Genomic DNA, 26,298 nt, shown 5'->3' with positions numbered 1-26,298 from the left:
ACCACTTGCTTGCAGGCTCCAGCATCGCCGCCGCGTCCTGTGCCATCAAGAGTACTCGGCGACAATGAATAAAAGCAATTCATGTTTTTCATGCTTTGGATTCCCAAAAGGAATACCATTGCTCATCAGGTCTTGAGCAGGAGTGCATCCGCCTGCGGCGGCATCGATCGCCCCGCTTGACGCTCCCCTGAATGCCCCTATGAACGCCCTCATGACAGGATAGCTGCCCCACATGGACACACCCTCTCTGCAGGCCTTCGTCGCCGTCGCCGAAACCGCCTCCTTCTCGCTTGCCGCCGAGCAGCTGCACCTCACCCAGCCGGCCGTTTCCAAGCGCATCGCCCAGCTGGAGCAACTGCATGGCGCACGGCTGTTCGATCGCATCGGACGGCGTGTCTCGCTGACGGAGGCCGGCAATATCCTGCTGCCCCGCGCCCGCGCCATTCTGGTGATGCACGATGACACACGGCGTGCGCTGCGCAATCTTTCCGGCGAGGTAAAAGGCAGCCTGACGATGGCCACCAGCCACCATGTGGGCCTGCACCGGCTACCACCGCTGCTCAAGGCCTTCACCATGGCCCACCCCGAGGTGCGCATGGACATGCGCTTTCTGGATTCGGAACAGGCCTATCAGGGCGTACTGGATGGGGAGCTGGAACTGGCCGTCGTCACCCTGGCACCGCATCGCGATCCCAATTTGACGGTGGTGCCGGTGTGGCTGGATGAGATGCGCTTCGTATGCGGGCGTGATCACCCGCTGGCAGGTCACAAAGCGTTGCCGCTGGCCGCCCTCTCACAGCACGACGCCGTGCTGCCGGGCCACCTGACCTTCACGCGTGGCATCGTCATCGACACCTTTGCGCGTGACGGCCTCTCGGTGGAAGTCTCGATGTCCACCAACTACCTCGAGACCCTCAAGATGATGGTTGCCATCGGCCTGGGCTGGAGCGTACTGCCGGAAAGCATGATCGACGACGAAATCGAGATCCTGCCCATCGATCACCGCCCCATCGAACGCCAGCTCGGCTACCTCTATCACAACAACCGCACCCTCTCGAACGCCGCCAGCGCGATGATCGAACTGCTGGAAGGCGCAAGGGATGCGGCGTCGAGAAACCTCTAGCGCACTCGAAAGCCCCGCTTGGAAATACAGCCTGAACGCACAACGCCAGCCCCGAAAGGCTGGCGTTGCGGTTCTGACTCACAGCTTATGGCGCCGCGGATCAACGCTTGTCGCTATCCTTGGCATTGCCAGACGCGCCATCCGCCTTGCTTGCCGCAGGCTTGGCATCGTCCTTCTTCGCCTCTTCCGCTGCCTTGGCGGCGGCCTTGCTGGCATTGGAGGGACGGCCACGGCGCGGCTTGGGCGCTTCGCTGCCGGTGTCGCTCTTGGCGGTGGTAGTGGAAGCACCAGAACTTGAAGTGCCCGAGCGGGTAGCCCCCTGACTGGAAGCCCCGGTGCTGCTACCCGTCTTGGCAGTGCTCGCGCTTCCCGTCGAGCTGGCGGTGCTCTTGCTCGCTGTAGTCTTGCTGGCAGTGCTCTTGCTGGCAGTGCTCTTGCGCGTCGTCGCGGGCTTCGTAGCGCTGGAACCCGAAGCCGTAGAAGAAGTGCTGCTGCTCGAGGTGCCGGATGCAGACGGCTTGTTGTCAGAGGCTGACGTGCTCGCAGTCGTCTTGCTTGCAGTCGTCTTGGCCGCCGTTGACTTGTTGGCAGTGGTCGTCTTGCTGGCAGCCGTCTTGCGCGGCGTGGAGGTCTTTCTCGCCGTGGTGGTCTTGGTCGCTGAGCTACCGGTGTTGCTGGCAGCCGTGCTCGCAGTGCTCGATTTTGCCGTGCTCTGTTTGGTAGTGCTGTCGCTGGCCGTGCTGCTGGTGGTCGTTGCGCTCTTGGTAGCAGCGCTCTTGGCAGCAGTGCTCCTGGAGGCTGTGCTCTTGGGTGCAGCACGCTTGCGCGCGGCGGGCTTGCTTGCCGACGTCGCCGACTCAGCGGCTGATGCGGCCTTGGAGGCGGCAGGTCTGGTGCTCGCACCATTCGCCCTGGAGGCACTGGATGAACTATTGCCCGCCGTGTCGCCGGCATCATTGGCGGCCTTGCCGGTGACGGCTTCGGTCATCGCGGTCATGGCCTCTTCCAGCGGCAGCGTCACCTGCTTGAGCGCTTCATTCACGCTCTTCTCGACCGTCTGTTGGACATCACGCACGGCCTTGAGCTGCGCATCCGCCACGCTGGTGATCTCTTCCGGCACGCTCTGCCCCAGCACTTCGGGGATGGTCTGGCGCGCATAACGCCCCGGTGCCGCTTCGATCACGTCGAGCTTGCCCTCACCCGGTGTGCGCGCAGAGACCTCCGGTTCCGGCTCCACGAAGCCATTGCCGGTCATCCACGCCTGCCAGTCATTCCACCAGGAGCCTTCGTGCTGCTCGGTGCCCTCGAGCCACTCATCCGGCGTTGCCGGCAGGCTGTCATTGGTGGCGTAGCCGTACTTGTTCTTGTGCGGCGGATTGACGATACCCGCGATATGACCAGAGCCACCGAGCACGAAGCGCTTGATGGAGGCCTTTGGCAGCTGGGTACCGTTGTAGGTGGTCTGCCACTTGGCGATGTGGTCCTCGCGCGCGGAGACCCAGTAGCTCGGCGTCTCGATCTGGGAGAGATCGATCGGCACGCCGTCCAGCTCGATGCCGCCGGGCTGCACCAGGCGGTTCTCCAGATACATGTGGCGCAGATACCAGGCATGGGTACCGGCCGGCAGGTTGGTGCCGTCGGTGTTCCAGTACAGCAGGTCGAACGCGGTCGGCGCTTCGCCCTTGAGATAGTTGGAGACGTAGAACGACCAGAACAGGTCATTCTCGCGCAGCAGGTTGAAGGAGAACGCCATCACGCGGCCATCCAGATAGCCGTCCTGCGCCATCTGCTTCTCGAGGCCCTGCAGCACCGGCTCGTTGAGGAAGACACCGATCTCACCGGGATCGGAGAAATCCTGCAGCGTTGCCATGTAGCTGACCGAGCGCACGCGGTCGGACTGCTTCTCGGCCGCCAGATAGGCCATGGTGCTGGCCGTCAGCGTGCCGCCGATGCAGTAGGACAGGATGTTGACCTGCTTCTCGCCGGTGGCCTGCTCGATGGCATCCATCGCGGCCAGCGGCCCCATCTGCATGTAATCGGCCCAGGTGAGATCACTCTGCTCGGGCCCCGGATTGCGCCAGGAGATCAGGAACACGGTGTGGCCCTGCTCCACCAGCCAGCGCATCATCGAATTGTCCTGACGCAGATCGAGAATGTAGTACTTGTTGATCCACGGCGGCACGACCAGCAACGGCGTGCTGAAGGCCTTCTCGGTGGCCGGACGATACTGGATCAGCTGGATCAGCTCGTTCTCGAAGACCACGTCACCCGGAGTGACGGCGATGTTGTCGCCGAGACGGAAGGCTTCGGTGTCGGTCATCGCGACATTGATGCCTTCGGCGGAGTTGGCCAGGTCATCGCGCAGACGCTTCAGGCCGTCGAGCAGGTTCTGGCCGCCGGTCTCGCGGGTCACGCGCTGCACTTCCGGGTTGGTGGAGGCGAAGTTGGAGGGCGAGAAGGCGCTGACGTACTGGCGCGCGTAGAACTCGAGATTGCGCTTCTGGCTCTCCGGCAGGCCTTGAATGCCAGCCAGCATGTCGTCCACGGCGCGCGAGAACAGCAGGTATTGCTGCACGAGGAAATGGTAATAGGGCTCACTCTGCCAGGCCTCATCACGGAAGCGGCGATCAGAGCGCGCGGGCGTGATCACCGGCTCGACGCTCTCGCCATTCAGCTCGCGCAACGTGCCCTGCAACAGGGCCATCTGGTCCTGGAAGAGGCGCGTCTGGGTCGACATCAACAGTTGCGGGTCACGTGCCAGGGCCTCGGCCCCCGCCTGGAAGCAACGGCCCATCTCGTCATAGATGGTGGAAGCGGCAGCGCTGGGCCATAGGCGCTCCAGCATGTCACTCATCAAGGCTTGATACTGGGCACTGGCCTGCTGCATCACGCTGGCCCACTCCGTGCCTTCAGCGCCGTCGGGGAACAGACTGGTAAAGGCCTGAGAGAATGTCTGCGAGAACGCCTGCTGCTGGGCTGAGTCCATATCGCCCTTCCTCCTTGTCATTGACCATCACGTCATTGGCTATCGAAGCTTGGCTGCCGAACGTCTGCCGGCGGCACGGTTTCATCGAATCGAATCGAATCCTTCCTGACCACTGAGCAATGCCATGCCGTCTCTCGTGAGACGGGCGCCTTCACTGGCGACGGACACTGCTTTTCAGACTGTTTTTGAAGACCGTTTCACAAGACGGGTTGAAGACCGTTTCATGGCTGATTTCAGGGCGCTGCAGGCGAGCATGCCAAGGCAAGCAAAGTGCGCTGTCAGCTAAAATGCGCTGTCAGTTGGAATGGTCTGCCTCCTGCAGGTCTGCTTTCCGTCGGATTCGCGCGCGGCAAATACGAGAGCAAAACAACCTGTGCGCCAGCGTGCCCATCTCCAGCATGCGCCTTCCAGCACGGCAGGGGCAATGCCTGAAAACGGCAAAAAAAAGGCTGGCGCAAGCGCCAGCCTTTTCGGGGTATACCTTAGTTCTGCTTGGCGCGGCTTGTCGCGGCAGCCGGCTTGTTGCTGGCAGCGGAGGATGCCTTGTCCTCTGCTGCTGAAGCGGCTTTCTCTGTGGCAGCGGACGCCTTGTCGGTGGCTTCCTTGCCAGCGTCAGAGTAGGCCTGTTCGAGCTGGGCGCGCATTTCGTTGCCCATCTCGGCCAGCTTCAGGGAATCATCCATCATCTGCTGAGACAGCTCGGTCGCCACTTCCAGCTGGCGGTTGCTGAACTCGCTGAACTCTTCCATACCCTTGATTTCAGTGGCAGCACGCGCACGCTCGAGACCAGTCTCGGTATAGCGCTTGGCAGCGTCCATCTGATAATCGGCGATCTTGCCCATATGGTCGAGCATCAGAGTGTTGAGCTTGCGCATCGGCTGGTAGAAGCTGCGGGCTTGCTCGGCAAAGGCGTTGAACATCTGATCCTGCTGCATGACGGTTCCTCCCATGGATTCCGTACCGGGACAGCGCGCAGAAGTCTCTGCGCCACCTGTGGAGCACAGCAATATGCTGCACTGCACAAAGACTAGTCTGCTCCTCAGGTGGTTGCAATCCCATGACAGAAAACTGTCAAAGGACATTTTCTGTCATGGGATTGGCTGGGCATGCCTCACACCGCTGTCAGCCAAGAGCGTTCTTCGCGCCTGCCGGTCATCAACTGCGCTTGGCGCGTGAGCGCGCACTGGCCGCAGAGGCCGGTTTCGCATCATCCGCCCGGCTGGCGCTTTGCTCTGCCTTCTGATCCGCGCCGTGATCACTACTGGGCCCCGAACTCCTGCGCGTGGCAGACTCCGGCTTGTCAGCCTCCTTGCCTTCCGCGCCGCCCTGACCGAACTGCTGCAGGGTATCCAGCATCATCTTCTGATACTGATTGAAGGCGGCCATGCCCTGGGCCATGCTCTCGCCCATATCGCCGGGCATGCCGCCCGCTGCGCCCTGCCCGGCATTGCCAGCGCCAGACGCGCCGCCCATCATCCCCTCGGCCATGCCCGGCGGCATGAACTTGGCAAACGGCGTGCCCGCGCCCGGTGCCATCAATGGCTTGAGCAGACTCATGGGGTCGTAGCCTTCAACACCGGCCTCCATCTGGCGACGAAAGCGCTCCATCAATTCCTGCTGGAAGGCTTCCACGTCCGGCAGGCCCATCGCTTGGCGGAATTCCTGCGGCGTGAGGTCGAATTCGACATTGATCTTCATGGCAGATTCCTTGTGTTGTCTGCCCGCGCACGGCGTGGTGCGCGAGTCCGCTGGCATGCATGCCATTCGAGTCTAGCAGCGCGAATGATACGGGGGCAGCCTGCTACTTACGTCTTTTCTTATTTACTTTCCGCAAGCCAGCCCACAACGCAAGACGCCCCAGCCACGAAGGATGCAGGGCATCACTCCACGACTGGGGCGTGTCTTTCTACAAGCTCAGCAACGCCGCAAGCGGCTTACACCTCGCGCAGCACCGGCGTATCGACCTTGACGTCGGCGTTCTGGCCGCGATGGCGCAGCAGGTGGTCCATCAGCGTCAGCGCGACCATCGCCTCGGCGATCGGCGTGGCGCGAATGCCGACACACGGATCATGACGGCCGGTGGTGATCACCTCGACCGCCTCGCCGTTGACGTCGATGCTGCGACCCGGCAGTCGCAGGCTGGAGGTCGGCTTGAGGGCGATGCTGGCACGGATGGTCTGGCCGCTGGTGATGCCGCCCAGAATGCCGCCGGCATGATTGGAGAGGAAACCTTCCGGCGTCATCTCGTCACGGTGCTCGGTGCCCTTCTGGCTGACCACGGCGAAACCGTCACCGATCTCGACGCCCTTGACGGCATTGATGCTCATCAGGCCATGCGCGAGTTCGGCATCGATGCGATCGAAGATCGGCTCACCCAGGCCGACCGGCACGCCAGTCGCCTCGACGGTGACCTTGGCCCCCACGGAATCGCCTTCCTTGCGCAGGGCGTCCATGTACTGCTCCAGCTCCTCGAGGCGATCGGCATCGCCACAGAAGAACGGGTTGGTGTCGACCAGCGACCAGTCCTTGACCTCAAGCTCGATGGGGCCGAGCTGGGACAGGTAGCCACGCACCTGCACGCCCAGACCCGCCAGATACTTCTTGGCGATGGCCCCGGCGGCGACGCGCATCGCGGTCTCGCGGGCCGAACTGCGGCCGCCGCCACGGTAGTCACGCTCACCGTACTTGTGGTGATAGGTGTAGTCGGCGTGGGCCGGACGGAACTGGTCCTTGATCTTGCCGTAGTCCTTGGAGCGCTGATCGGTGTTCTCGATCATCAGGCCGATGGCCGTGCCGGTAGTGCGGCCCTCGAACACGCCCGAGAGAATGCGCACCTGGTCCGGCTCGCGACGCTGGGTGGTGTGGCGCGAGGTGCCGGGACGGCGGCGGTCCAGATCGATCTGAAGATCCGCTTCGCTGATCTCGATACCCGGCGGGCAACCATCGATGATGGCGCCCAGTGCCGGGCCGTGGCTTTCGCCGAAGGTGGTGACGGTGAACAGCTTGCCGAAGGTATTTCCGGACATTCAGGGGGTCCTCAGGCGATGCCGCCGGTCATGGCCGACGGCGTTCTGATAATAGTTGTCGTAAGCGTTGCAGAGCCTGGCGGCCTGCGCCCGCGCTTCTGGCGAATCCCGCCAGCTCAGACGAATCCCGCCGGGTCAGGCGCCCGCCAGCTCAAGCAAATTCAGGCGCGCAGACTTCCAGCGTCTGGGCATCGATGGCGAAGACGCCGTTGCCGCCGCGCTCGAACTCCAGCCACATGAAGGGCACTTCCGGGAAGGCTTCCATCAGGTGGCGCTCGGAGTTGCCGACCTCGACGATCAAGACGCCGTCGTCGGTCAGGTAGTCACGCGCCTCGCGCAGAATTCGACGCACGATATCCAGGCCATCGTCACCGGCGCCCAGCGCCAGCGCCGGCTCATGGCCGAATTCCTGCGGCATGTTGGAGAGATCGAAGGTATCCACGTAGGGCGGATTGGAGACGATCAGGTCATAGCGCTTGCCCGCCACACCCGCGAACAGGTCCGACTGCACGGCGATGACACGCCCTGCCACGTCGTGACGTTCGATGTTGCGACGCGCGACTTCCAGCGCCTCGCTGCTGATATCGACCAGGTCGACCTCGGCGGTCGGCATCACCAGCGCGGTGGCGATACCGATGCAGCCGGAACCGGTGCACATGTCCAGCACGCGAGTCGGCGGCAGTTCCGGGAACCAGGCCGAGAAGCCGCTCTCGATCAGCTCGGCGATCGGCGAGCGCGGAATCAGCACACGCTCATCGACATCGAAGGGCACGCCGGTGAAGAAGGCCTCGCCGAGCAGATACGGCAGCGGCTTGCGGGTGGTGATGCGCTCACGCACCAGCGCCACGATGCGCGCTCGCTCCATGGTCAGAAGGCGCGCGTCGATCACGGCGGGGTCCGTGTCCCACGGCAGATGCAGCGCACCCAGCACCAGCGCCACCGCTTCGTCCCAGGCAGAATCGGTGCCATGGGCGAAGTGCAGGCGATGCGCGTGGAACTCACTGGTCGCCCAGCGGATCAGGTCGCGCAGGGTCACCAGCTCCTCGACGAGACGGGAGTCCGGCTCACTGAGGCTGGAAGGATGGCGCAGGTCGGACGCGGAAGATGTGGACACGGTGATTCCTGTAAGCGGACAGATGGACAACGAGCGCCGCCAGTAGTGAGGGGCCGGTGGCGTCTCGCGCAGGCATTGTAGCGTTCACGAGGCGTGGCGGCGACCCTTGGCATGCCTTGATGGCGCGCCTGCCGCTTTTGTCTTCGCAAGCGACAACCGTTTGTCTTCGACAGTGGCAACCGCCTGTCTTCGACAGCGACAACAGCCGCGCTATACTGCGCGACTTGCCATTTTATTGCCCGCGGAGCCCGGCCATGCCACCCAACCACGACGACAGCTCGGATACCGGCGACGACTTCAACGCCTTCCGTGCCGCCCTCAAGCAGGCCGGCGTACGCAAGATCACCACCAACCGCGCCGACCCCGGCCGCAAGCCCGTCGACAAGGAAGAGCAGGCGCGTCTGGCGGCACGGCGCGCTGCCGCCAGCGAAGCCTCGACCGACACGCTCGGCACGCCATCGCGCACCACCGATGGTCAGGTCGAGCCGGTCACGCCCAGCCAGCTGCTCGACTTCGCGGTGCCCGATCTCCCCTACCGCCAGCGTCAGCGCCTCAAGCGCGGCGAGATCGCCTGGGAGGCGGGTCTCGATCTGCACGGCTATACGCTGGAGCAGGCCCGCATCGAGCTTGAGTCCTTCATCGACGATGCCATCGCCCGTCGCTCACGCTGCGTGCTGGTGGTGCATGGCAAGGCATGGACCGGCATGGCCGATCACCCCATCATCAAGAGCCACGTCAATGCCTGGCTGCGCCAATGGCCTGACGTGCTGGCCTTCACCTCGTCACTGGAGCTGGATGGCGGCAGCGGCGCGGTCTATGTCCTGCTGCGCAGCAAGGGCCGTGACCCGCTGCTCGACTGAGCGAATCCTGCGCTCGCCACACCGCCGAGACATTGACGATCAGAGCATCTGAATAGCTGAGCACTTGAATAGCGAGCACCTGAATAGCCGAGTACTTGAATAACTGAGTGCTTGAATAGCCGAGCACTCGAGTAACAGAGGCAAGCCTCACGCCGAGCCTGCCGCCATAACGACAAGGGAACACCCTGATGACACCCAACGCTGAACAGCCAATGCGCACCTCTTCACGCCGCACCCTTTCCGCTGCCATTCTCGGCGGTGCAACCGCCGCTGGCCTGTCGCTGGCCTTCGCCATGCCGGCCGTCGCCAGCGATGCACTGTCCGACAGCACCCTTTCACGCGTGCAACAAGGCCAGGTGCTGAAGGTCTGCACCACCGGTGACTACGCGCCCTTCAGCCACCGTGAAGACAATGGCGACTTCGAAGGCATCGACATCGACATGGCCGCCTCACTGGCCAAGAGCCTGGGCGCCACGGTACAGACCGTGCCGACCAGCTGGCCGACGCTGATGGAAGACTTCACCTCCGGCAAGTGCGATATCGCCATGTCCGGTATCTCGGTCAAGCTTGACCGCCAGGCTCAGGCCTACTTCAGCCAGCCGTACCAGACCGGCGGCAAGACGCCCATCGTGCGCTGCGAGGACGTCGACAAGTACCAGACCGTCGCGCAGATCAATCAGCCCAGCGTGCGCATCACCGTCAACCCGGGCGGCACCAACGAGCGCTTCGCCAATGAATTCCTGAGCGATGCCACGCGCGTCGCGCACAATGACAACCGCACCATCTTCAACAACATCATCGAAGACCGTGCCGATGTGATGGTCACCGACGCCATCGAGACCCAGCTGCAGGCCAGCCGCCATTCGGAGCTGTGCAGTGTGCATCCTGATGCGCCGTTCACCTTCTCCCAGAAGGGCTATCTGCTGCCGCTGGGTGACAACATCTGGAAGGCCTACGTCGATCAGTGGCTGACCCAGATGCAGGGCACCGGTGAGCAGGCCGCCATCTTCGACAAGTGGATCAACGGCTGAGGCGACGCTTCGCTCAGGCTCCGGTCACACGCTCTGCAATGAAGAGCCCTGTATTGAAGAGCCCTGTATTGAAGAGCACTGTATTGAAGAGCACCGTAACGAAAAGCCCCCGCCGATTGGCGGGGGCTTTTTCATTAAAGGACAACTCACGACAGGCTAGCCGTCGCTGCCCTTCTCGTAGCGATCCAGCGCTTCGGCGGCCAGGTGCCGGCCCAGCTTGATCAGGCCTGCGGCGCGGTGAAATTCATAGGCGCCACACACCGTCTTGGGAATCTCGACCAGGATATCCGGTGGATAGCCGGCGATCTTGTACTTGGCCAGCGTTGCCTGGGTGATATCGAAGGAGCGCATCATCATGTCCAGCTTGCCCCAGGCAAGCTCCGGCGCGTTATCATCGACCCGCTCAGGCTCAGCTGCGGACGGCGGCTGCTTGCCCTGGGTGACAGCGCCAGTCTCTGCCTGCGGCTCTGCCAACGCTTCTTCTCCCAGCGCTGGCTCGGCATCGCTGCTTTTCAGTGCCTCGAACTTCAGGCGCGAGGCATCGCCCGGCGGCAGCGGGACGCCGCCGACCGGACTGGCAAATGCCATGCCCTGCTGGTCCTCCAGCGCCTGCTCCTTCTCGGCAGAAAAGATGCGCTCGGCACCGCGACGCACTCCCCGCAGCCAGTCACTGAAACCACCGCCGCGCGCTTCCAGGGCGGCTTCGCGCGCCTCTTCCTCGGCGGCATCGGCCGGCGGCAGCATCTGCTCCAGTGTCTGGTTGCGCGGCGAATGCGCCGTGGCGTTGACCGCCAGCACCAGGTCAACGTGGGCGGCGACCAGCGGCGTGATCGGCAAGGGATTCATCAGGCCGCCATCCACCAGCACCTTGCGGTCGCGTTGCACCGGCGTGATCACCCCGGGCACCGCGATGGAGGCCCGAATCGCCTCGAGCAGATTGCCGCTCTGGAACCAGACCTCCTTCTGGGCGATCAGGTCGGTGGCGACGGTGGTGACCGCAATCGGCAGGTCCTCGATGCGCGTATCACCGATCAGGGCTTCCAGCTCATCCATGATGCGGCGCGCGCGGATGGCGCCCATCGGGCTCCAGGTGACATCCACCAGCCGCAGCACGTCGAAGTAATCCAGCTCACAGACCCAGTCGCGATAGGCATCCAGCTTGCCGGCGGCATGGATACCCCCGACCAGTGCGCCCATCGAGCAGCCCGAAATGGCGCGAATGTCGTAACCGCGCGCCAGCACTTCCTCGATGACGCCGATATGGGCATAGCCTCGGGCCCCGCCACTCCCCAGTGCCAGGGCGATGGTCTTGCGCTTGGCCATGGCATGTCTCCCGCTGCAGATGATGAAAGATGAACGGACGCGGCACGCGGTGCATCGCTCAGTGCGAGCTGATCCACTCGACGATGGCATCGGCGACCGCCACCACATGGGGCGGCTCCAGATGCAGGTGGTGGCCACCCGGCAAGACGCGACGCTCGAGCCTCTTCACGGCATCGCGCGCCTGCTGTGCCTCGTGCCTTATGGTCAGGATACCCTGCTCGCCCTCGATCAGCAGTACCGGTTGGGTCAACGCCGCCAATAACGCCAGCACCTGCTCCGGGGTGTAGCGCATCAATGAAGGCCGCAGCAGGCGACGGTCACTTCTCAGCCGCAGGCCACCGTCTGCCAGCACCTCGAGGTTGCGCTCGACGATCGGCCGCGCCGTGTCGGCATCGATCGGCGTGACACCTCCCGCGACCCGCGCCGCCACGGCGTCCTCGACATGACGATAATGGGCACGTCGCGTGGCGGCGCGTCTGACCGGCTGCGCGTGGCGTGCCAGCAATCCGCGGCGCAGCTGATCGACCACCTCCGAGGCTGGCGTGGCAAGTGCGCCGATGCCATCGATCAGCACCAGTCGCGCGATATATTCCGGCAGCGCCGCAGCCACCTGCCCCGACACCGCCGCCCCCAGCGAGTGCGCCATCACCGTGACCGGCGCGCGCGGCAGCCCCTCGTCATACAGGCCTTCCAGTGCCTCGATCACATCGTGGCAGTAATCCCACACCGCATAATCACCGTGCTCACCCAGCGGACTCGAGTGTCCGTGACCGACCATGTCGATGGCGATGAGACGAATGCCGAGCCGTTCACACAACAGCGGCGCCAGGCGACTGAAGCTGGCGGCATTGTCGAGCCAGCCATGCAGCGCCAGCCACGTCGGTGCCTGCTCGGCGTGCTCGGCAGGCGCCCACTCCAGGGCCGCCAATTCTCCGCCTGTGCGCCGTGGGAAGCGACGCTCACGCAGCGTAACGTTGGCGCTGAGGGGAGCCTCTGCGATGTCCTGAATGGATTGATCAGTGCTCATGATTGCCTCCCGGCCAGCAGGCCTGGCGGCAGCACATCCGGCGGCGCGAGGTCCGCGATGGCCGCCAGCAGCGCGGCGCGCGTCTCTTGCGGGTATTCAAAGGGGTACATATGTCCTCCCCGGACATGCTCCACCGTCAGCCCGGCGCGGCGCAGGCGTACCTGACGCGCCGGCGTGAGCAGATCAGACTGGGCGCCGGCCAGAATCCTGACCGGCACCGCCAGCTTCGCCGGCGAGCCTGACAGGTGATCGCTGAGGTGACGGAAGATCTCGACCTCATAGCGGGTATCGAAGCTCAATGACAGGCTGCCATCCGCGTGACGATGGGTAGCGTTGTCGACGTAGTCGTCCAGCGCCTCTGGCGTGAAATTGGCGAACAGCGAACGACGGCGCAGGTAATCCTGCATGGCCTGACGGGAGTCCCAGCGCGCGCGACGCCCGCGAGTGCGGCCTGCCGGCGTGACACGATCAATGAAGCCGAAGCGCTTGGCGACCTTCATGCCCAGCGCATCACGGCCCAGCATCAACGGCGGGTCGAGCAGCACGAGGCAGTGGAAGCGTTCCGGCTGCTTGAGCGCCGCCATGTAATTGACGATGCCTCCCAGCGAATGCCCGACTCCGATCACCTTGCGCCCGGTGCCGTCCGCCGCGGGCAACGGCCCCAGCGCGGCGTCCAGACACGCCAGCCACTCATCACGCAGCGAGATCAGATTGTTGCCGACCGGATAGGCAGGGTCGTGCGCCAGTCTGTCTACCGGCAACAGATTGAAGTGCTCGGCCAGCGGCGCCAGCAGGCTCTTGTAGCAGGCACCGGTGAAGCCATTGGCATGCGCGAAGGCCAGCACCGGGCGCTCGGTGTCGGTATTCAGGCTGGCCGGGTTAGCGTCGCCCTGCTTGGACAAGGCCTGCCCGGGCCGGGGTTGCCGTGAGGTGGCATTCATCGCAAGGTCTCCTTACCACGGGCCGACGTCCCTGACGCGCCCAGACAAACGGTTGTTTAAATATAGTCAACAGCATGCCAGCCCCGCCCCATGGGCGCTACTCCTCCCTTTGGCCCATGGAGCACCTCACTCCCCTTCCATGCCCGCCGGCACCAGCGCAGCGGCTGCTTCCGTGCTGGGCTCGGCTGCTCCCACTCCCTCCTCAGGCAGCGCCAAGGCACGACTGACCGCCAGCGCCGCCTGAACCGCGATAGCCGTGAGCTCAACGGGCTCGTCTTGCAACGCCCTCGCGCCCAGTGCCAGCAGATGATCGCGCAGCGCGCCATTGACCTGTATCTCGACGGCATTCAAGCGCGCGACCAGTTCAGGTGGCCACCCCTTGCCGGAGAGCGTCAGCCGCGCCCAGGGCTTGCTGCCCGCGGCGATGGCCAGCACCAGCTGGGTGCGATCATTGAGCTGCTCATGCTGACGGTAATAGAGCGAGGGGCGCGACCAGTTGAGGGTCAGCGTCACGGCAGGCTGCCAGGCGTCTGGCTGGGCTGCGCCGCTTTCAGGCGTGGAGGCACGGGGGCGCAGGTCATTCTGCGTCAGCGGCGACAGCGCAGCGAGAATCTGATGGGCAGCGTCGCTGTCAGGTGCCAGGCCTCGCACCAGCGGCGCTTGCCGTGCTGAGGCGTCTTGAGCAGACGCCGCCAGCGAGATGTCCATGCGACTCAGCGGCTTGTACGCCGCGGCGTCACTGCGTAGCTCGGTGACGTCCAGCACCTCGCTGGGCGCCATGCCGCCGCGCCAATCCGGCAACCCGATATCGCGTGTCAGCTCCCAGACCGGCGCGCCATTCGCACCAGCCATGGCGGGGGAACCTTTCACGTTCGCATCCGAGGGTGACGGCACCCACCGCACGTAGCGACCCGCCAATTCAGCACTGCCCGCACCGCTCAGCTGCGTTGCCGCCGCGGGCCTGGCGCCCAGTTGCAGACTCACCTGAGCGCCATTGCCCTTCACGCTCAGCAGCGGTGACTGCGCGCTGAAGCCCAGCGCCTCAAGTGCCTTGTCCGTGGCCGGCTTGCGCGTGCGCAGTTGTGCCTCGCCCAGCTGACTCACCAGCGCCTCCACCTTGCCCTGACGGGCAGGCCAGCCGGCCAATGAGGTAATCTGCCAGTCGCCTGCGGGCCCACGCGCCAGACTCAACCAGTCCTGGCTGGCCTCTGTGCCACGCCGGATGCCGATACGCTGCGCCGAGGCGGCCACCTGCGACAGCAGCGGCAAGGGCTGCAAGATGCCTGACTGACCCGCGGCCACTGTCGTCAGCGCCTCGCTCATCAACGACTCACTTTGCCACTGGGCTAAGTCTGTCTCGCCCGTGGCGGCGCCTGAGCGCAGCGATTCCAGCAGTGACGGCCCTGCGGTGAGCGCCGTCACCGCGGCCACGGAGACCAGCGCCGTCAGTGCCCATCCCGTCCGATTGAAGCGCCCCATCAATCACCTCCCGACTGGGTAGTATCGCTCGGCGTCGTCTTGCCTGAAGCTGCCTTGCCTGAAGCTGCCTTGCCTGAAACGGCATTGCCTGCGGCTGACTTGCCCGAGCCTGTCGAAGCGCTTGTGGCGGCGTCACTCGCGGAGCGGGCGCTGTACTGTGCATTGCGCTGCTCCTTGCGCTGTACATCTCGTTCTGCGCTGCGCTGCCCGCTGGGCTGACCGTGGCCCGATAGACGCCCTGTCGACTGATAGCCCGCGCGACGGCTGGCACGATAACGGCGCCAGCAGATCAGCTCGCCGAGCAGGCTCAACGCCACCGGCAAGGCCAGCAGCGTCCACAGACGCAGCTCGCGACGCAGGGCATCACGCTCGGCATTCGCCTCACGCTGCTGACGTGACAGCGCGTCCTCGAAGTCATGCTGCATCGCCGCCAGGGCGTCGCTTTGCTGCGCGGCTTCGGCCTTGCCAGACACCGGCGTCGCGCCGAGCGCACTCAGACGCGTCTGCCAGTCATTGCGCAGCCGGGTCTCCTCGGCGGCCTGATGATCGGCCAGTTGATGCAGACGCGTCAGCTCGCGCACCTGATGGGCACGCGCGCGCAAGGCGACCAGCTCGGGGCTGCCTGCCAGCAGGTCCACGGCATTTTCCAGCCAGCGCGCATTGGCATTGAGGGCCTGTTCGCTGCCATCCGCCGCCGTGCGCCGCCACAGACGGTCACTGGCCATGTCGACATCGCTGACCACCAGCAACTGGCCACCCTTGGCGCCCGCCGCCGGCCACTGCGCCAGCACGGCCAGCCCGCCGGCCGGCGGTGTTTCCCCTGCCAGCCCCGACAGCGGACGCGGGTCCATGCGGCTGGCGTGGACACGCGCCGCCGGAATCAGGCGCGCCTCATCACTGCCACGAATCAGCCACTGCAACGGCGCGTCTTGCGCCCCTGGGCCTTTCGATGATGCGTCTGCTGCATCAGGCAGCGGCGCCAACCAGCCCGCGCTGGACATCACCAGTTGCTCGACATTGAGGTTGAGCGCGGCATCCGACAGCAGTGCAGCACTTAGCCCGAGCAACGTCGGACTCAGCGCACGCGTGCCGTCCAGCAGGCCGATCGGCAAGGCCAGCTGCGCATCCGCCACCACCTCGCCCGCGCGTGATTCAAGCCCCGCGCGCGCCAGCAACGTCGTGAGCGCCTCGGAAGCCGGCGCCGGCTGATCGAGCATTTCGGGCAGCGGGTCCACCAGCATCAACACCCGTCCGCCACGCTCGAGATAGGCCGTGATGGCCTCCAGCGTCTTGACCGGCAACAGCCGCGGCGCGATCACCAGCAACGCATCCTGATCGGCGATCGGACGCGCGGCATCATCACCGGCCGACAGCCAGTCGATGCGCAGGCGTGCATTGAGATGCTCCATCAGGCCCCAGCTGCCCAGCGCTCTGCCCTGCTCCAGGCTGGGCTGGCCCATCACCGGCAAACGCGAGACGACGCCCAGGCGCGGCGGCTCAGTGCGCGAGACTTCCTGGATCTGGCGTGTCACCTGCGCTTCCAGCCCGCCGATATCCGCCGCCTTGAGCAGCGGAATGGCGCGGCGTTCGGCGTAGGGGCTATCCACCACCAGCCCGAACAGCATCTCTTCGCCGCCCGGCAATGACAGCGCGGTCAGGCCCTGCGCTTCGAGATCCGCGAAGTCGGCACTGTCCGGTGCAGGGTCGACACGCTTGAGGCGTATCTGCGGCTCACGCGCGAAGGCGGCCAGACGCGTCTCGATCCGAGTCGCCAGTTCACGCAGCTGCGGCAGATCGGCGGCGAAGCGTTCGCTGTAGGCGAAGGTCAGCGTCACCGGTGCCTCGAGGTCATCGAGCACCGCACGACTGGCGGGGCTCAGGCTATGCTGACGCGTGGCGGTCAGATCATGCGCGCGGGTGAGCGGATTGTGGCCGTCGGCCGTCAGCAGCGGCGGCAGGCGCACGCCGGCCAGCAATAGCGCGGTGACCGCAGCCGCCAGCGCCGCCGTGACCAGCCACTGTGGCGCCTGCTTGCGTGCATGGCGCTCCTGACTGAGGCCGCGCGCCTGCAGCACCAACCCGGCCAGGGTCAACAGCAGGAAATAGCTGGCATCGAGCCAGGTCGGTCGGCCTTCACTGAAAGGCGTCAGATGCGCCGGCAAGCTGATCAGATCGAGCAGCTGCACCCAGTGCGGCGCCAGATGCTGAGCCAGCTGGCTCGTCACCGCGGGTGTGCCCGGCAGCATCAGCGCCAGGCCCAGCACCAGCGCCCCGAGCCACGCCGACAGCGCAGAAGGCGCGCGCACCGCCAGCGCCTGACCGAGACTGGCCAGCGCCATCACCAGCAGCGCCATGCCCAGATAGCCGCTGAGCATCAGGCCGAGATCCGGCGTGCCCAGCCAATGGATCAGCACCACCAGCGGCGCCGTCATCGCAAGCCCCAGCCAGCCCAGCACGCTGGCACTGATCAGGCGTGCGCTGGCCAGTCGCCATGACCCCAGTCCGAGGCCGGACAGCCATTCGAGCAGGCCGTTGGCGCGCTCTTCCGGCCAGCCGCGCAGGGCCAGCAGCGGTGTCCACAGCACCAGCAACCAGGGCAACACCTGCCACAGCGAGCCAAGATCGGCGCGATCACGTGCCAGCAGATCACCCACCTCGAAGGCCCCCAGCGGAGCCAGCACCGCCATCACCACCAGCAGCGACCAGCTGGCGCCCTGAGTCAGTGCCTGATGCAGGTCACGGCGGACCAGCGCGAGAACGGCCCTCATGACGACACCTCCTGATCTGCGCGCGGTGTCTGCTTGCGCATCGGCAGCGGCGAGGGCTGCTCCGCCATGCGCGTCACCAGCTGGCGGAACGCGACCTCGATATCGCCCCGTTCGTGGACGCATTCATCGAGGCGGATTTCCATGTAGCTGCACCAGCGTGCCAGCGCGGGGCGCGGGTCCTGGTGGAGGCGCCCGGCCAGGCGCAGCACGGCGCCGGTCGAGACCACCAGCGGCGACTTGTCACGCGCCATGGCATCGCCGGGCTTGACGGGCGTGATGGCCGCCACGCCCGGCAGGCGCGAGACACTGGCCAGCTCGCGCTCGCTCAGGGCCCTGCTCAGCGTCACTCGCCATACCGGCAGGCTGGAACTCGCCCCATACCCCGCGCCGTAGCGCGAACGGCTGCCACCCAGGATGCCTTCGCTGACGGAGGTCGCGGCCAGCGCCTCCGGCGTGTCATCGAAGCCCAGCTGGCCATTGGCCATGACCAGCACGCGGTCACAGATACGAGGCACTTCCTCCAGCAGGTGGGTGGAGACGATGATCAGTCGCTCGCGACCCAGCTCACGAATGAAGGCGCGCACGCTGTCCTTCTGCAGCGGGTCCAGCCCATCGGTGGGCTCATCGAGCAGCAGGATGTCCGGGTCATGGGTCAACGCCATCGCCAGTGCCACACGACGCCGATAGCCTTTGGATAACACAGCGCACAATTGATTGGCGAAAGGCGTGATATCTAGGCGATCCATCAATGCCGCAAGGCGATCATTGCGCACCTCGCGCGACAACCCATGCAGACCTGCCACGCACTCGAGACTCTCGCGCACCGTCAGCTGCGGCCACAGGGGCGCACCCTCCGGCAGATAGCCGATACGACGCTTGAGGCGATTGAGCTGGCGCTGACTGGCGCGGCCATCGAAGGCTTCGCCTTCCAGCTCCAACTGGCCCTGGGTGGCGGCGAGCGTGCCCGCCAGCATGCGCAGACTGGTGGTCTTGCCGGCACCATTGGGCCCCAGCAGACCGATGACCTCACCACGCGAGGCCGTGAAGGTCAGCCCGGTGACGGCCTGTTGCTGGCCGAATTGACGCCCGAGCCCGCGACTGACCAACAACGCCGGGGAAGCGGACGGATCGTCAGACGCGCGCGCGGGAGCTGCAGCAGAGCGAGCTGCCACAGGGCGAGTCGCAGCAGAGGGCGTCGCGCCAGAGGGAGTCGCGGCAGAAGATGACGCAGAGGTCGTGTATGGGTCCTGCAAGATACCCGCTCCTTGTACTTTTCTTGATAGGGGCAATGCGCTGCCGAGGCTGATGGTTCCGGCAGGTGATCACGAGGCCGGAAGATAACCGTGGCCCCGGCAGTTAACCGTGACAGATGACAATGCAGCGCACAGGGTAAGCGGACAGCCTGCGCTCGCCAAGCAGGAGTGCGCGCACAGTCGCCACTCGCGCGGTTATGGCGTCTATTCCGCCCTTTGCCGGCCCTCAAGGCAGGTCTCGGCGCCGATCTTCTCGATCATTACATCCGCCCGCGCCCCTGATTGGCGCCATCCGGCCAACGCGACCTGATAGCGGAACTAGCGCCGGCGCTGATACCCGAGCTGAACGACTATCCCTAAGTCTAAGGAAAGCCTGATATGCTGGGCGAATGACAGGCACGCGCTGTTGTCAGAGCGCCTGCTGGCCGGCCGTCTGCCCGCCAGAGCCTTCACACGTTGAGCCTTCTCCCGCTGAGCCTTCATTCGCTGAGCCAATATTTCACCTTGCTGGACAGGACCCCTCGATGCCCAAGCATGACAAGCAGTCCGCTACTTCCTCGCCGTCTTCCAGGCCGCGTCGCGATACCCGCCTGCGCAACGGCCTGTTCTGGGCCTTGCTGGCAGCGGCCTTGATCACGGGCTTCTGGCTGGCCTGAGCCAGGCCGCCGCGGCAGTTCACGATGGGCGGTCGCGCAACGCTCGTCAGACGCTGACCAGAAGCCTCACCAGACAGACCGCAACACTCACAGGACAAGGGCGGAAATGAGCGAGACTACTTCATGAACGACATGCTGGCGCTGTTCGTCGCGACCCTGAACGTCACCGTTCCGGTCTTCGCGATGGTATTTCTGGGCCTGGGCCTCAAACGCCTCGGCTGGATCGATGACACCTTCATCGGCACCGCCTCATCGCTGGTGTTCAAGGGCACCATGCCGGCGCTGGTCTTCCTCTCCATCGTACGCGCGGACCTGGATCACGCCCTGCGCCCGGGCATGCTGACCTATTTCGCGCTGGCGACACTGGGCACCTTCCTGCTGCTGTGGGGCTGGGCGATCCTGCGCGTGCCGAGAAAGGAACGCGGCGAGGTGGTCCAGGGCTCGTTTCGCGGCAACTGCGCCATCGTCGGGCTGGCACTGGCCGCCAATCTCTATGGCGATCTCGGCCTCTCGATGGGCGGCATCCTGATGGGCGTCGTCATCCTGTCCTACAACATGCTGTCGGTAGTGGTGCTGTCGAGCTATCTCGGCGATGGCCGCACCAGCTGGAGTGGCATCGCGCGCGGCATCATCACCAACCCGTTGATTCTCGGCGTGCTGGCCGCCCTGCCCTTCGCGGCATTCAGCTGGCAGCTGCCCGAGTGGCTGGAGACCTCCGGCGACTACTTCGCGCGCATGACGCTGCCGCTGGCATTGATCTGCATCGGCGGCACCCTGTCGATGCGCTCGCTGCGTGAAGGCCGCAAGCTGGCGCTGAGCGCCAGCCTGATGAAGATGATCAGCGTGCCGCTGCTGGCGACCACCGTTGCCGTGCTGCTGGGCTTCCGCGGTACCGAACTCGGGGTGCTGTTCCTGTTCTTCGCCTCCCCGACGGCGGCGGCAAGCTTCGTGATGGTGCGGGCAATGGGCGGCAATGACCGCCTGGCCGCCAACATCATCGCCATCAGCACCCTGATGGCGGGTATCACCATCACGGCAGGCATCTTCGTGCTCAAGCTGAGCGGTCTGGTCTAGCAGCAGCGGTCTGATCAAGCAGCAGCGGTCTGGCTGCAGGCCACAACGAAACGCCCCCGCCAGTGCAGAATGGCGGGGGCGTTTCGTTGTGGCTCAATGGTTGTGGTTCAGTGGTTGCGGCTCAATGACAGCCGCGCGTGACTTACGCCAGTTCCGCCGGGCTCACGAACTGGTGCAGATCCGCCAGGCCAGCGGCCCAGACATCGGCGTCCAGCCAGGCAAGACTTGCGGTGGCAAAGGCCAGCTGGGTACTGCCGGGGCCATCGACCAGGGCGCTGGCCAGATTCGAGACCAGCGGATTGTGGCTGATGATCAGCCAGTCGCGCGGCTCGCGCCCTTCAGAGGTGGGCGGCACATGGGTCTGCAGCCAGTCGAGCACCGGCGTCAGCGGGTCGTCCGGGGTGATGATCTCGAGCGTGGTCTGCTGCTCACCACTCAGCTCCAGCGCCGAGGAGATCTCCTGGGCGGTCTGCTGGGCGCGGGTGAACGGACTGACGACCAGCGTCAGGCGTGCACGCCGCTCGGCGGGCAGCTGATGGGCCAACCAGCGACCGATGCGGCGCGCCTCTTCGCGGCCATATTCACTCAATTCGCGGCTGGGGTCCGGCGTGCCGGCCTGGGCCTCACCGTGACGCATGATCAGTACACTCATGACATTCTCCTGAAAAGATGACTGCCGCAGCGCAAGCGCTTCATCACTCGCTCTGTCGCTGCGGCCGATGACCAGGGACTCGCCAACCGGAGCGTTGCACGAGTCAGACAAGGGGATGGCGAAACACGCTCCATCACCCGCTACCTGCTATGAGTCCTCAGGAGCCGTCGGGTTCCAACTGCCGCGCCTGCTGCACCGACTCACGCGACAGCACGAATTCCACATCGCTGGACTGCTCACCGCCCATCAGCGCGCGGGCCATGTGATGCGGGTCGACATTTTCGAACAGCACCTTGGCCATGCCACTGACCAGCGGCATGTAGATGCCCAGTCGCTCGGATTCATCCTGCACCAATCGCACGGTGTTGACACCCTCGGCGACCTGCCCCAGCACCTCGACCGCCTGGTCGAGGGTGCGCCCTTCTCCCAGCGCATAGCCGACCCGATAGTTGCGCGACAACGGCGAGGAGCAGGTCACGATCAGATCGCCAACGCCGGCAAGGCCGAGGAAGGTCATCGGATTGGCGCCCTTGGCCACCGCGAAGCGGCTCATCTCGGCCAGCGCACGGGTCATCAGCATGGCGCGGGTGTTCTCGCCCATGCCCAGGGCCGCAGCCATGCCGGCCGCGATGGCGTAGATGTTCTTCAGCGCCCCGCCCAGCTCGACGCCGTAGCGGTCATTGCTGGCGTAGACACGGAAATAGTCGCAGCCGAAGGCCGTCTGCACGCGAGCGCGGGTGTAGGCATCGTCGGAGGCGATCACCGTGGCCGTCAGCTGCCGCTGGGCGATCTCGGCCGCCAGATTGGGGCCAGACAGCACGCCGATATGCGTGAAGCCGGTTTCCTGCTCCAGCACCTCGCTCATCAGGGTGAAGCCTTCGCTCTCGATGCCCTTGGTGGTGGCCACCAGAATCTGCCCTTCACGCAGGTGAGCGCGCGCCTGACGGACCACCGTGCGGAAGGCCTTGGAAGGAATCGCCACGCACACCAGCTCGGCCTCGGCCAGTGCATCGGCCATGTCGGTGGTGGCACGCACCGAGGCATTGATCTCGAAGCCCGGCAGATAGCCCGAGTTGCGGTGCCGGGTGTTGACCTCCTCGGCCTGGCTGGCATCACGCATCCACTGGGTGACGCTGGCACCATTGTCGGCGGCAATCGAGGCGATTGCGGTCCCGAAGCTGCCGCCACCCAGCACGCAGACATTGAGTCCCACCGCCTGAGGGGTCGTTTCGCTTACCTCGCGATCACGAATGGCCCGACGAGGTGAAGGGGTAGTGGCAGACATGCTGACTCCTTGGATGACGATGTGCTCAGTGAATGGCAGGCATTGTACTCATAGTTTGTCAGAGAATGCTGAACAAGAGATGTCTGCGCAGACCTCGTGGCCAACGCAGGGGCTGCGCCTGGGTGACGCGCCTGAGTGACGTACCTGCCACGCGCGCCTCACAAGCAATCGACTGGCATGCACCATCGATACGCATGAATTCTCGACATGTACAAAAAAACCGGCAATTCCTGCCCCCTGAGGCGCAGAAATTGCCGGTCTGTTCAGCACTGGCGTGATGGCGGCAGACTCGCGCCCATCACGCCGAGGCGTCAGATCACAGCGTCTTGAGGGCCGTGATCATGTCGCCGACCACCTTCTGACCATCGCCATACACCATGCGTGTGTGGTCAAGATAGAACAGGTGGTTCTCGACACCGGAGAAGCCGGAACCCTGACCGCGCTTGATCACCAGCACGTTGCGTGACTGGTCGGCGTTGAGGATCGGCATGCCGTACAGCGGGCTTGAGGCGTCGTTCTTGGCGACCGGATTGACCACGTCATTGGCGCCGATGACCAGCGTGACGTCGGTGGTCTCGAAGTCGTTGTTGATCTCGTCCAGGTCCGCGATCATGTCGTAGGGCACGCCGGCTTCCGCCAGCAGCACGTTCATGTGGCCCGGCATGCGACCAGCGACCGGGTGGATCGCGAAGCGCACTTCGACGCCACGCTCACCCAGCAGCTCGACCATTTCCCAGACCTTGTGCTGTGCCTGTGCCACCGCCATGCCGTAGCCCGGCACGATGATGACGCGCTCGGCGAAGGCCAGCTGCACGGCGGCGTCCATCGGATCGGAAGCCTTCATGCTGCCCTCGATCTCGCCCTGCTCGACACCTGATGCGCCACCGAACTGCTTGAACAGCACGTTGCGGATCGGGCGATTCATGGCCTTGGCCATCAGCTGGGTCAGCAGCGTACCGGCCGCCCCGACGACAGTACCGGCGATGATCATCGCGGCATTGCCGAGCACGAAGCCTTCCATTGCCACCGCAAGGCCGGTCAGCGCATTGAACAGCGAGATGATCACCGGCATGTCGGCGCCACCGATGGGCAGTGCCAGCATCGCGCCGAACAGCAACGCGAGCGCGAAGAACACCAGCACCAGCGAGCTTGATGGTTCCACCGCCGCGATCACGACGCCCAGATAGACCGTCAGACCCAGCACGATCATGTTGATCAGCTGCTGACTCGGGAAGTTGAACGCCTTCTTGAGACGCCCATCCAGCTTGGCCCAGGCCACGATGGAACCGGAGAAGGCCACCGCACCGATCATCGCCCCGAGCACGCCCAGCCACAGCGCCAGCGAGCCGTGCTGCTCGATCAGTGCCGGGTTGTCGCTCATGCGCATCAGCTCGACCGCGGCGATCGCCGCTGCCGCACCGCCGCCCATGCCGTTGTAGATGGCGATCATCTGCGGCATGTCGGTCATCTCGACCTTGTTGCCGGAATACCAGGCGATACCGCCACCGATGACGATGGCCAGCAGCATCAGGCCATAACGACCATCAATCTGCGGATGCAGGAAGGTGAGCAGCGTAGCCACGACCATCGCGATACCGGCCCAATGGATGCCGCTGCGTGCCGTGGAAGGATGTGACATGCGCTTGAGGCCGAGGATGAAGACCACCGCCGCCGCGAAATACCCTGATTCGACCAGCCAGTTCATCAGCGAGCCTCCTTGTCGTTGATGCCATTGGCAGCGTCTGTGCCCTTGCTGCGATCACTGGTCTTGAACATTTCCAGCATGCGCTCGGTGACCACATAACCGCCGACCGCGTTGCCAGCGCCCAGCAGCACGGCGATGAAACCGATGAACTGCTGCATGCCGGTCTCGGCCTGACCGAGGGCGATCATCGCCCCGACCAGCACGATGCCGTGGATGAAGTTGGAACCGGACATCAGGGGCGTGTGCAGAATCACCGGCACGCGCGAGATGACCTCGTAGCCGACGAAGGCCGCCAGCATCAGGATGTATACGGCAGAAAGTCCTTCGATCATGCGGCGTCCTCCGCGCGAGCGCGTACGTCATCGTGGGTGATGCGGCCGCCTTCGGTCAGACGCATCGGGCCGAGCACCGCATCCTCGAAGTCCAGCGTCAGTTCGCCGTCCTTCATGAAGGGGGTCAGCAGGTTGAAGAGGTTCTTGGCATACATCTCGCTGGCATTGACCGCCAGGCTCGAGGCCATGTCCAACGGGCCGAGTACCGTGACGCCGGCGTGCTCGACACGCTTGCCGGGCTCGGTCAGTTCACAGTTGCCACCGCCTTCGGCGGCGAGATCGACCAGCACGGCGCCTGGCTTCATGCCCTCGACCATCTCGCGGCTGATGATGCGCGGCGACGGACGCCCCGGAATCGCGGCGGTGGAGATCACCACATGCGCATCGCCCATGTGACGTGCCAGCGCATCGGCCTGCTGGGCGCGCTCGTCATCGGTCAGCTCGCGGGCGTAGCCGCCCTCGCCGGAGGCATCGACGCCGGTATCGATCATCTTGGCGCCCAGTGATTCGACCTGCTCACGCGCGGCAGCGCGGATGTCATAGGCCCACACCTGGGCGCCGAGACGCTTGGCGGTCGCGATGGCCTGCAGACCCGCGACGCCGGCACCGACCACCACGACACGCGCCGGACGCACGGTCCCGGCGGCAGTCGTCAGCATCGGGAAGAATACCGAGGACTCATTGGCCGCCAGCAGCGCGGCGTGATAGCCCGCGACACCCGCCTGCGAGGACAGGGCGTCCATGCTCTGGGCGCGCGAGATACGCGGCACGAATTCCATGCACAGGCTGGTCAGCCCCTGGCTGGCAAGCTTGCTGATCAGCTGCGGGTTCTGGTACGGCGTCATCAATGCCACCACCACCGCGCCTTCACGCAACTCGCTGATCTGTGACTCGCTGGGCGTACGCACGCACAGCACGAGATCCGCCGCGGCACGCGCCGCCGCGATATCGGCCTCGGCGACGACCGCCACCCCGGCCTGGGCGGCGTAGGCCGCATCATCGAAGTGCGCATGACGTCCGGCACCGCTCTCCACGTGCACGATGGCGTCGCTGGTGTCACTGACGCCGCTGTCCAGGTGACGCGCGAGCTTGCCGGCCGTCACCGGGTCCAGCGCGACGCGGCATTCCCCGCGCGCCAGTGTGCTGCTCACGCCCTCGTCGGGTGTCACCAGGTCCGGTGCACGCATCTCGCGCACGACTAGAATATTCAGCATCGCGCACCTCGTTTCACGTCCGTGTTCATGCCTGAGGCTGCCAGCCTTGAAAGGTTCATGGCGTCGTTCCTGTTGAGCGCTGATTCGCGCCATCCTGCCTGCCGGAGGCGCTTTCAGCGACGTTATTGCCTGTCACAGGTGAGACTTGCCTGAATCGCAAGCCGTGACTCACGCATGGCCAGAAGGCCTGACATCACCCGCGACACGATGAGTGTCCAGCATCAGTCTTTTCTTGTCGGTGCATCAGGGTCAAGCGCTGCATTGCAAAAAAAGCAATAAAATCAAGCATAAAGCTATCGTTATGGCAGCCATAACAGCCGCCTTATGCTGACAGGCGTCTTGCGACACTACCAAGTGACTGATTTGCAATGAGTTTACAAAAGGCACCCCACCAAGAATAGCTCAGCTTTGTGTTATGCATCGCATAATCTCGAGCTTATGGCTGCCAC

The 26,298-nt window shown here is 64.8% G+C and carries 20 protein-coding genes and 1 pseudogene; 5 read left to right on the top strand and 16 right to left on the bottom strand.

The window, feature by feature from the left end; genetic code table 11:
* Window positions 1-232: 232 nt before the first annotated feature.
* Window positions 233-1,123, top strand: a complete 891-nt coding sequence (locus CLAM6_RS05165; protein ID WP_054554935.1) for a LysR family transcriptional regulator — start codon at window positions 233-235, stop codon at window positions 1,121-1,123.
* A gap of 1,123 nt (window positions 1,124-2,246) precedes the next feature.
* Here the strand turns inward: CLAM6_RS05165 and phaC are convergent.
* The 5 genes and pseudogenes from phaC to prmB form a co-directional block, all read right to left on the bottom strand.
* Window positions 2,247-4,010, bottom strand: a pseudogene (phaC, locus tag CLAM6_RS17890) (class I poly(R)-hydroxyalkanoic acid synthase); the annotation flags it as partial.
* Window positions 4,011-4,591: 581 nt separating this feature from the next.
* Complete coding sequence (locus CLAM6_RS05155) at window positions 4,592-5,044, bottom strand: phasin family protein (protein ID WP_043335557.1); 453 nt, start codon at window positions 5,042-5,044, stop codon at window positions 4,592-4,594.
* 220 nt (window positions 5,045-5,264) lie between these two features.
* Window positions 5,265-5,807 (bottom strand): DUF6489 family protein, encoded by a 543-nt coding sequence (locus tag CLAM6_RS05150; protein ID WP_153635323.1) that lies wholly within the window; start codon window positions 5,805-5,807, stop codon window positions 5,265-5,267.
* A gap of 236 nt (window positions 5,808-6,043) precedes the next feature.
* Window positions 6,044-7,135 carry a chorismate synthase gene (gene aroC, locus CLAM6_RS05145; protein ID WP_043335551.1) on the bottom strand — a complete coding sequence of 364 codons (1,092 nt, stop codon included), beginning with the start codon at window positions 7,133-7,135 and terminating at the stop codon, window positions 6,044-6,046.
* 151 nt (window positions 7,136-7,286) lie between these two features.
* A complete protein-coding gene (gene prmB / locus CLAM6_RS05140) occupies window positions 7,287-8,249 on the bottom strand; it encodes a 50S ribosomal protein L3 N(5)-glutamine methyltransferase (RefSeq protein WP_043335549.1) in 963 nt (320 codons plus the stop codon).
* Between the two features lie 254 nt (window positions 8,250-8,503).
* Between prmB and CLAM6_RS05135 the strand changes: the two genes are divergently transcribed.
* Both CLAM6_RS05135 and CLAM6_RS05130 read left to right on the top strand, forming a co-directional pair.
* A complete protein-coding gene (locus CLAM6_RS05135; protein ID WP_131431499.1) occupies window positions 8,504-9,109 on the top strand; it encodes a Smr/MutS family protein in 606 nt (201 codons plus the stop codon).
* Between the two features lie 188 nt (window positions 9,110-9,297).
* Window positions 9,298-10,140 (top strand): transporter substrate-binding domain-containing protein, encoded by an 843-nt coding sequence (locus CLAM6_RS05130; RefSeq protein WP_197738707.1) that lies wholly within the window; start codon window positions 9,298-9,300, stop codon window positions 10,138-10,140.
* A gap of 156 nt (window positions 10,141-10,296) precedes the next feature.
* On the opposite strand, the gene CLAM6_RS05125 is transcribed toward CLAM6_RS05130, so the two are convergent.
* The 6 genes from CLAM6_RS05125 to CLAM6_RS05100 form a co-directional block, all read right to left on the bottom strand.
* Window positions 10,297-11,463, bottom strand: a complete 1,167-nt coding sequence (locus tag CLAM6_RS05125) for a patatin-like phospholipase family protein (RefSeq protein WP_153635322.1) — start codon at window positions 11,461-11,463, stop codon at window positions 10,297-10,299.
* Between the two features lie 58 nt (window positions 11,464-11,521).
* The gene (locus tag CLAM6_RS05120; RefSeq protein ID WP_153635321.1) at window positions 11,522-12,490 is read right to left on the bottom strand and encodes an alpha/beta fold hydrolase; all 969 of its coding nucleotides are present in this window, start codon (window positions 12,488-12,490) and stop codon (window positions 11,522-11,524) included.
* Complete coding sequence (locus tag CLAM6_RS05115) at window positions 12,487-13,431, bottom strand: alpha/beta fold hydrolase (RefSeq protein ID WP_153635320.1); 945 nt, start codon at window positions 13,429-13,431, stop codon at window positions 12,487-12,489. The genes CLAM6_RS05120 and CLAM6_RS05115 overlap by 4 nt, the downstream gene beginning before the upstream one ends.
* Before the next feature lie 126 nt (window positions 13,432-13,557).
* Window positions 13,558-14,910 carry a hypothetical protein gene (locus CLAM6_RS05110; RefSeq protein ID WP_153635319.1) on the bottom strand — a complete coding sequence of 451 codons (1,353 nt, stop codon included), beginning with the start codon at window positions 14,908-14,910 and terminating at the stop codon, window positions 13,558-13,560.
* On the bottom strand, window positions 14,910-17,678 hold the full coding sequence (locus tag CLAM6_RS05105; RefSeq protein WP_153635318.1) for a GldG family protein: 2,769 nt from the start codon (window positions 17,676-17,678) through the stop codon (window positions 14,910-14,912). Before CLAM6_RS05105 ends, CLAM6_RS05110 begins: the two co-directional genes overlap by 1 nt.
* Window positions 17,675-18,931 (bottom strand): ABC transporter ATP-binding protein, encoded by a 1,257-nt coding sequence (locus CLAM6_RS05100; RefSeq protein WP_172978626.1) that lies wholly within the window; start codon window positions 18,929-18,931, stop codon window positions 17,675-17,677. The genes CLAM6_RS05105 and CLAM6_RS05100 overlap by 4 nt, the downstream gene beginning before the upstream one ends.
* Window positions 18,932-19,455: 524 nt before the next feature.
* On the opposite strand from CLAM6_RS05100, the gene CLAM6_RS18085 reads away from it, so the two are divergent.
* Together CLAM6_RS18085 and CLAM6_RS05095 are read left to right on the top strand one after the other, a co-directional pair.
* On the top strand, window positions 19,456-19,587 hold the full coding sequence (locus tag CLAM6_RS18085; protein ID WP_263643036.1) for a hypothetical protein: 132 nt from the start codon (window positions 19,456-19,458) through the stop codon (window positions 19,585-19,587).
* Between the two features lie 123 nt (window positions 19,588-19,710).
* The gene (locus CLAM6_RS05095) at window positions 19,711-20,661 is read left to right on the top strand and encodes an AEC family transporter (RefSeq protein WP_043335541.1); all 951 of its coding nucleotides are present in this window, start codon (window positions 19,711-19,713) and stop codon (window positions 20,659-20,661) included.
* A gap of 142 nt (window positions 20,662-20,803) precedes the next feature.
* Here the strand turns inward: CLAM6_RS05095 and sixA are convergent, their stop codons facing one another.
* The 5 genes from sixA to CLAM6_RS05070 form a co-directional block, all read right to left on the bottom strand.
* The gene (gene sixA / locus CLAM6_RS05090; protein ID WP_054554945.1) at window positions 20,804-21,313 is read right to left on the bottom strand and encodes a phosphohistidine phosphatase SixA; all 510 of its coding nucleotides are present in this window, start codon (window positions 21,311-21,313) and stop codon (window positions 20,804-20,806) included.
* Between the two features lie 157 nt (window positions 21,314-21,470).
* Window positions 21,471-22,598 (bottom strand): NAD(P)H-dependent glycerol-3-phosphate dehydrogenase, encoded by a 1,128-nt coding sequence (locus tag CLAM6_RS05085; RefSeq protein ID WP_084589572.1) that lies wholly within the window; start codon window positions 22,596-22,598, stop codon window positions 21,471-21,473.
* A gap of 316 nt (window positions 22,599-22,914) precedes the next feature.
* Window positions 22,915-24,303 carry an NAD(P)(+) transhydrogenase (Re/Si-specific) subunit beta gene (locus tag CLAM6_RS05080; protein ID WP_153635316.1) on the bottom strand — a complete coding sequence of 463 codons (1,389 nt, stop codon included), beginning with the start codon at window positions 24,301-24,303 and terminating at the stop codon, window positions 22,915-22,917.
* A complete protein-coding gene (locus tag CLAM6_RS05075; RefSeq protein WP_043335532.1) occupies window positions 24,303-24,635 on the bottom strand; it encodes an NAD(P) transhydrogenase subunit alpha in 333 nt (110 codons plus the stop codon). Before CLAM6_RS05075 ends, CLAM6_RS05080 begins: the two co-directional genes overlap by 1 nt.
* Complete coding sequence (locus CLAM6_RS05070) at window positions 24,632-25,849, bottom strand: NAD(P) transhydrogenase subunit alpha (RefSeq protein ID WP_197738706.1); 1,218 nt, start codon at window positions 25,847-25,849, stop codon at window positions 24,632-24,634. The genes CLAM6_RS05075 and CLAM6_RS05070 overlap by 4 nt, the downstream gene beginning before the upstream one ends.
* Window positions 25,850-26,298: the final 449 nt, after the last annotated feature.

The sequence above is a fragment of the Cobetia sp. AM6 genome, assembly GCF_009617955.1.
Lineage (GTDB): Bacteria > Pseudomonadota > Gammaproteobacteria > Pseudomonadales > Halomonadaceae > Cobetia > Cobetia amphilecti.
Note: the sequence above shows the minus strand (reverse complement) of the source record. Positions and strands in the feature narration are given on the sequence as shown.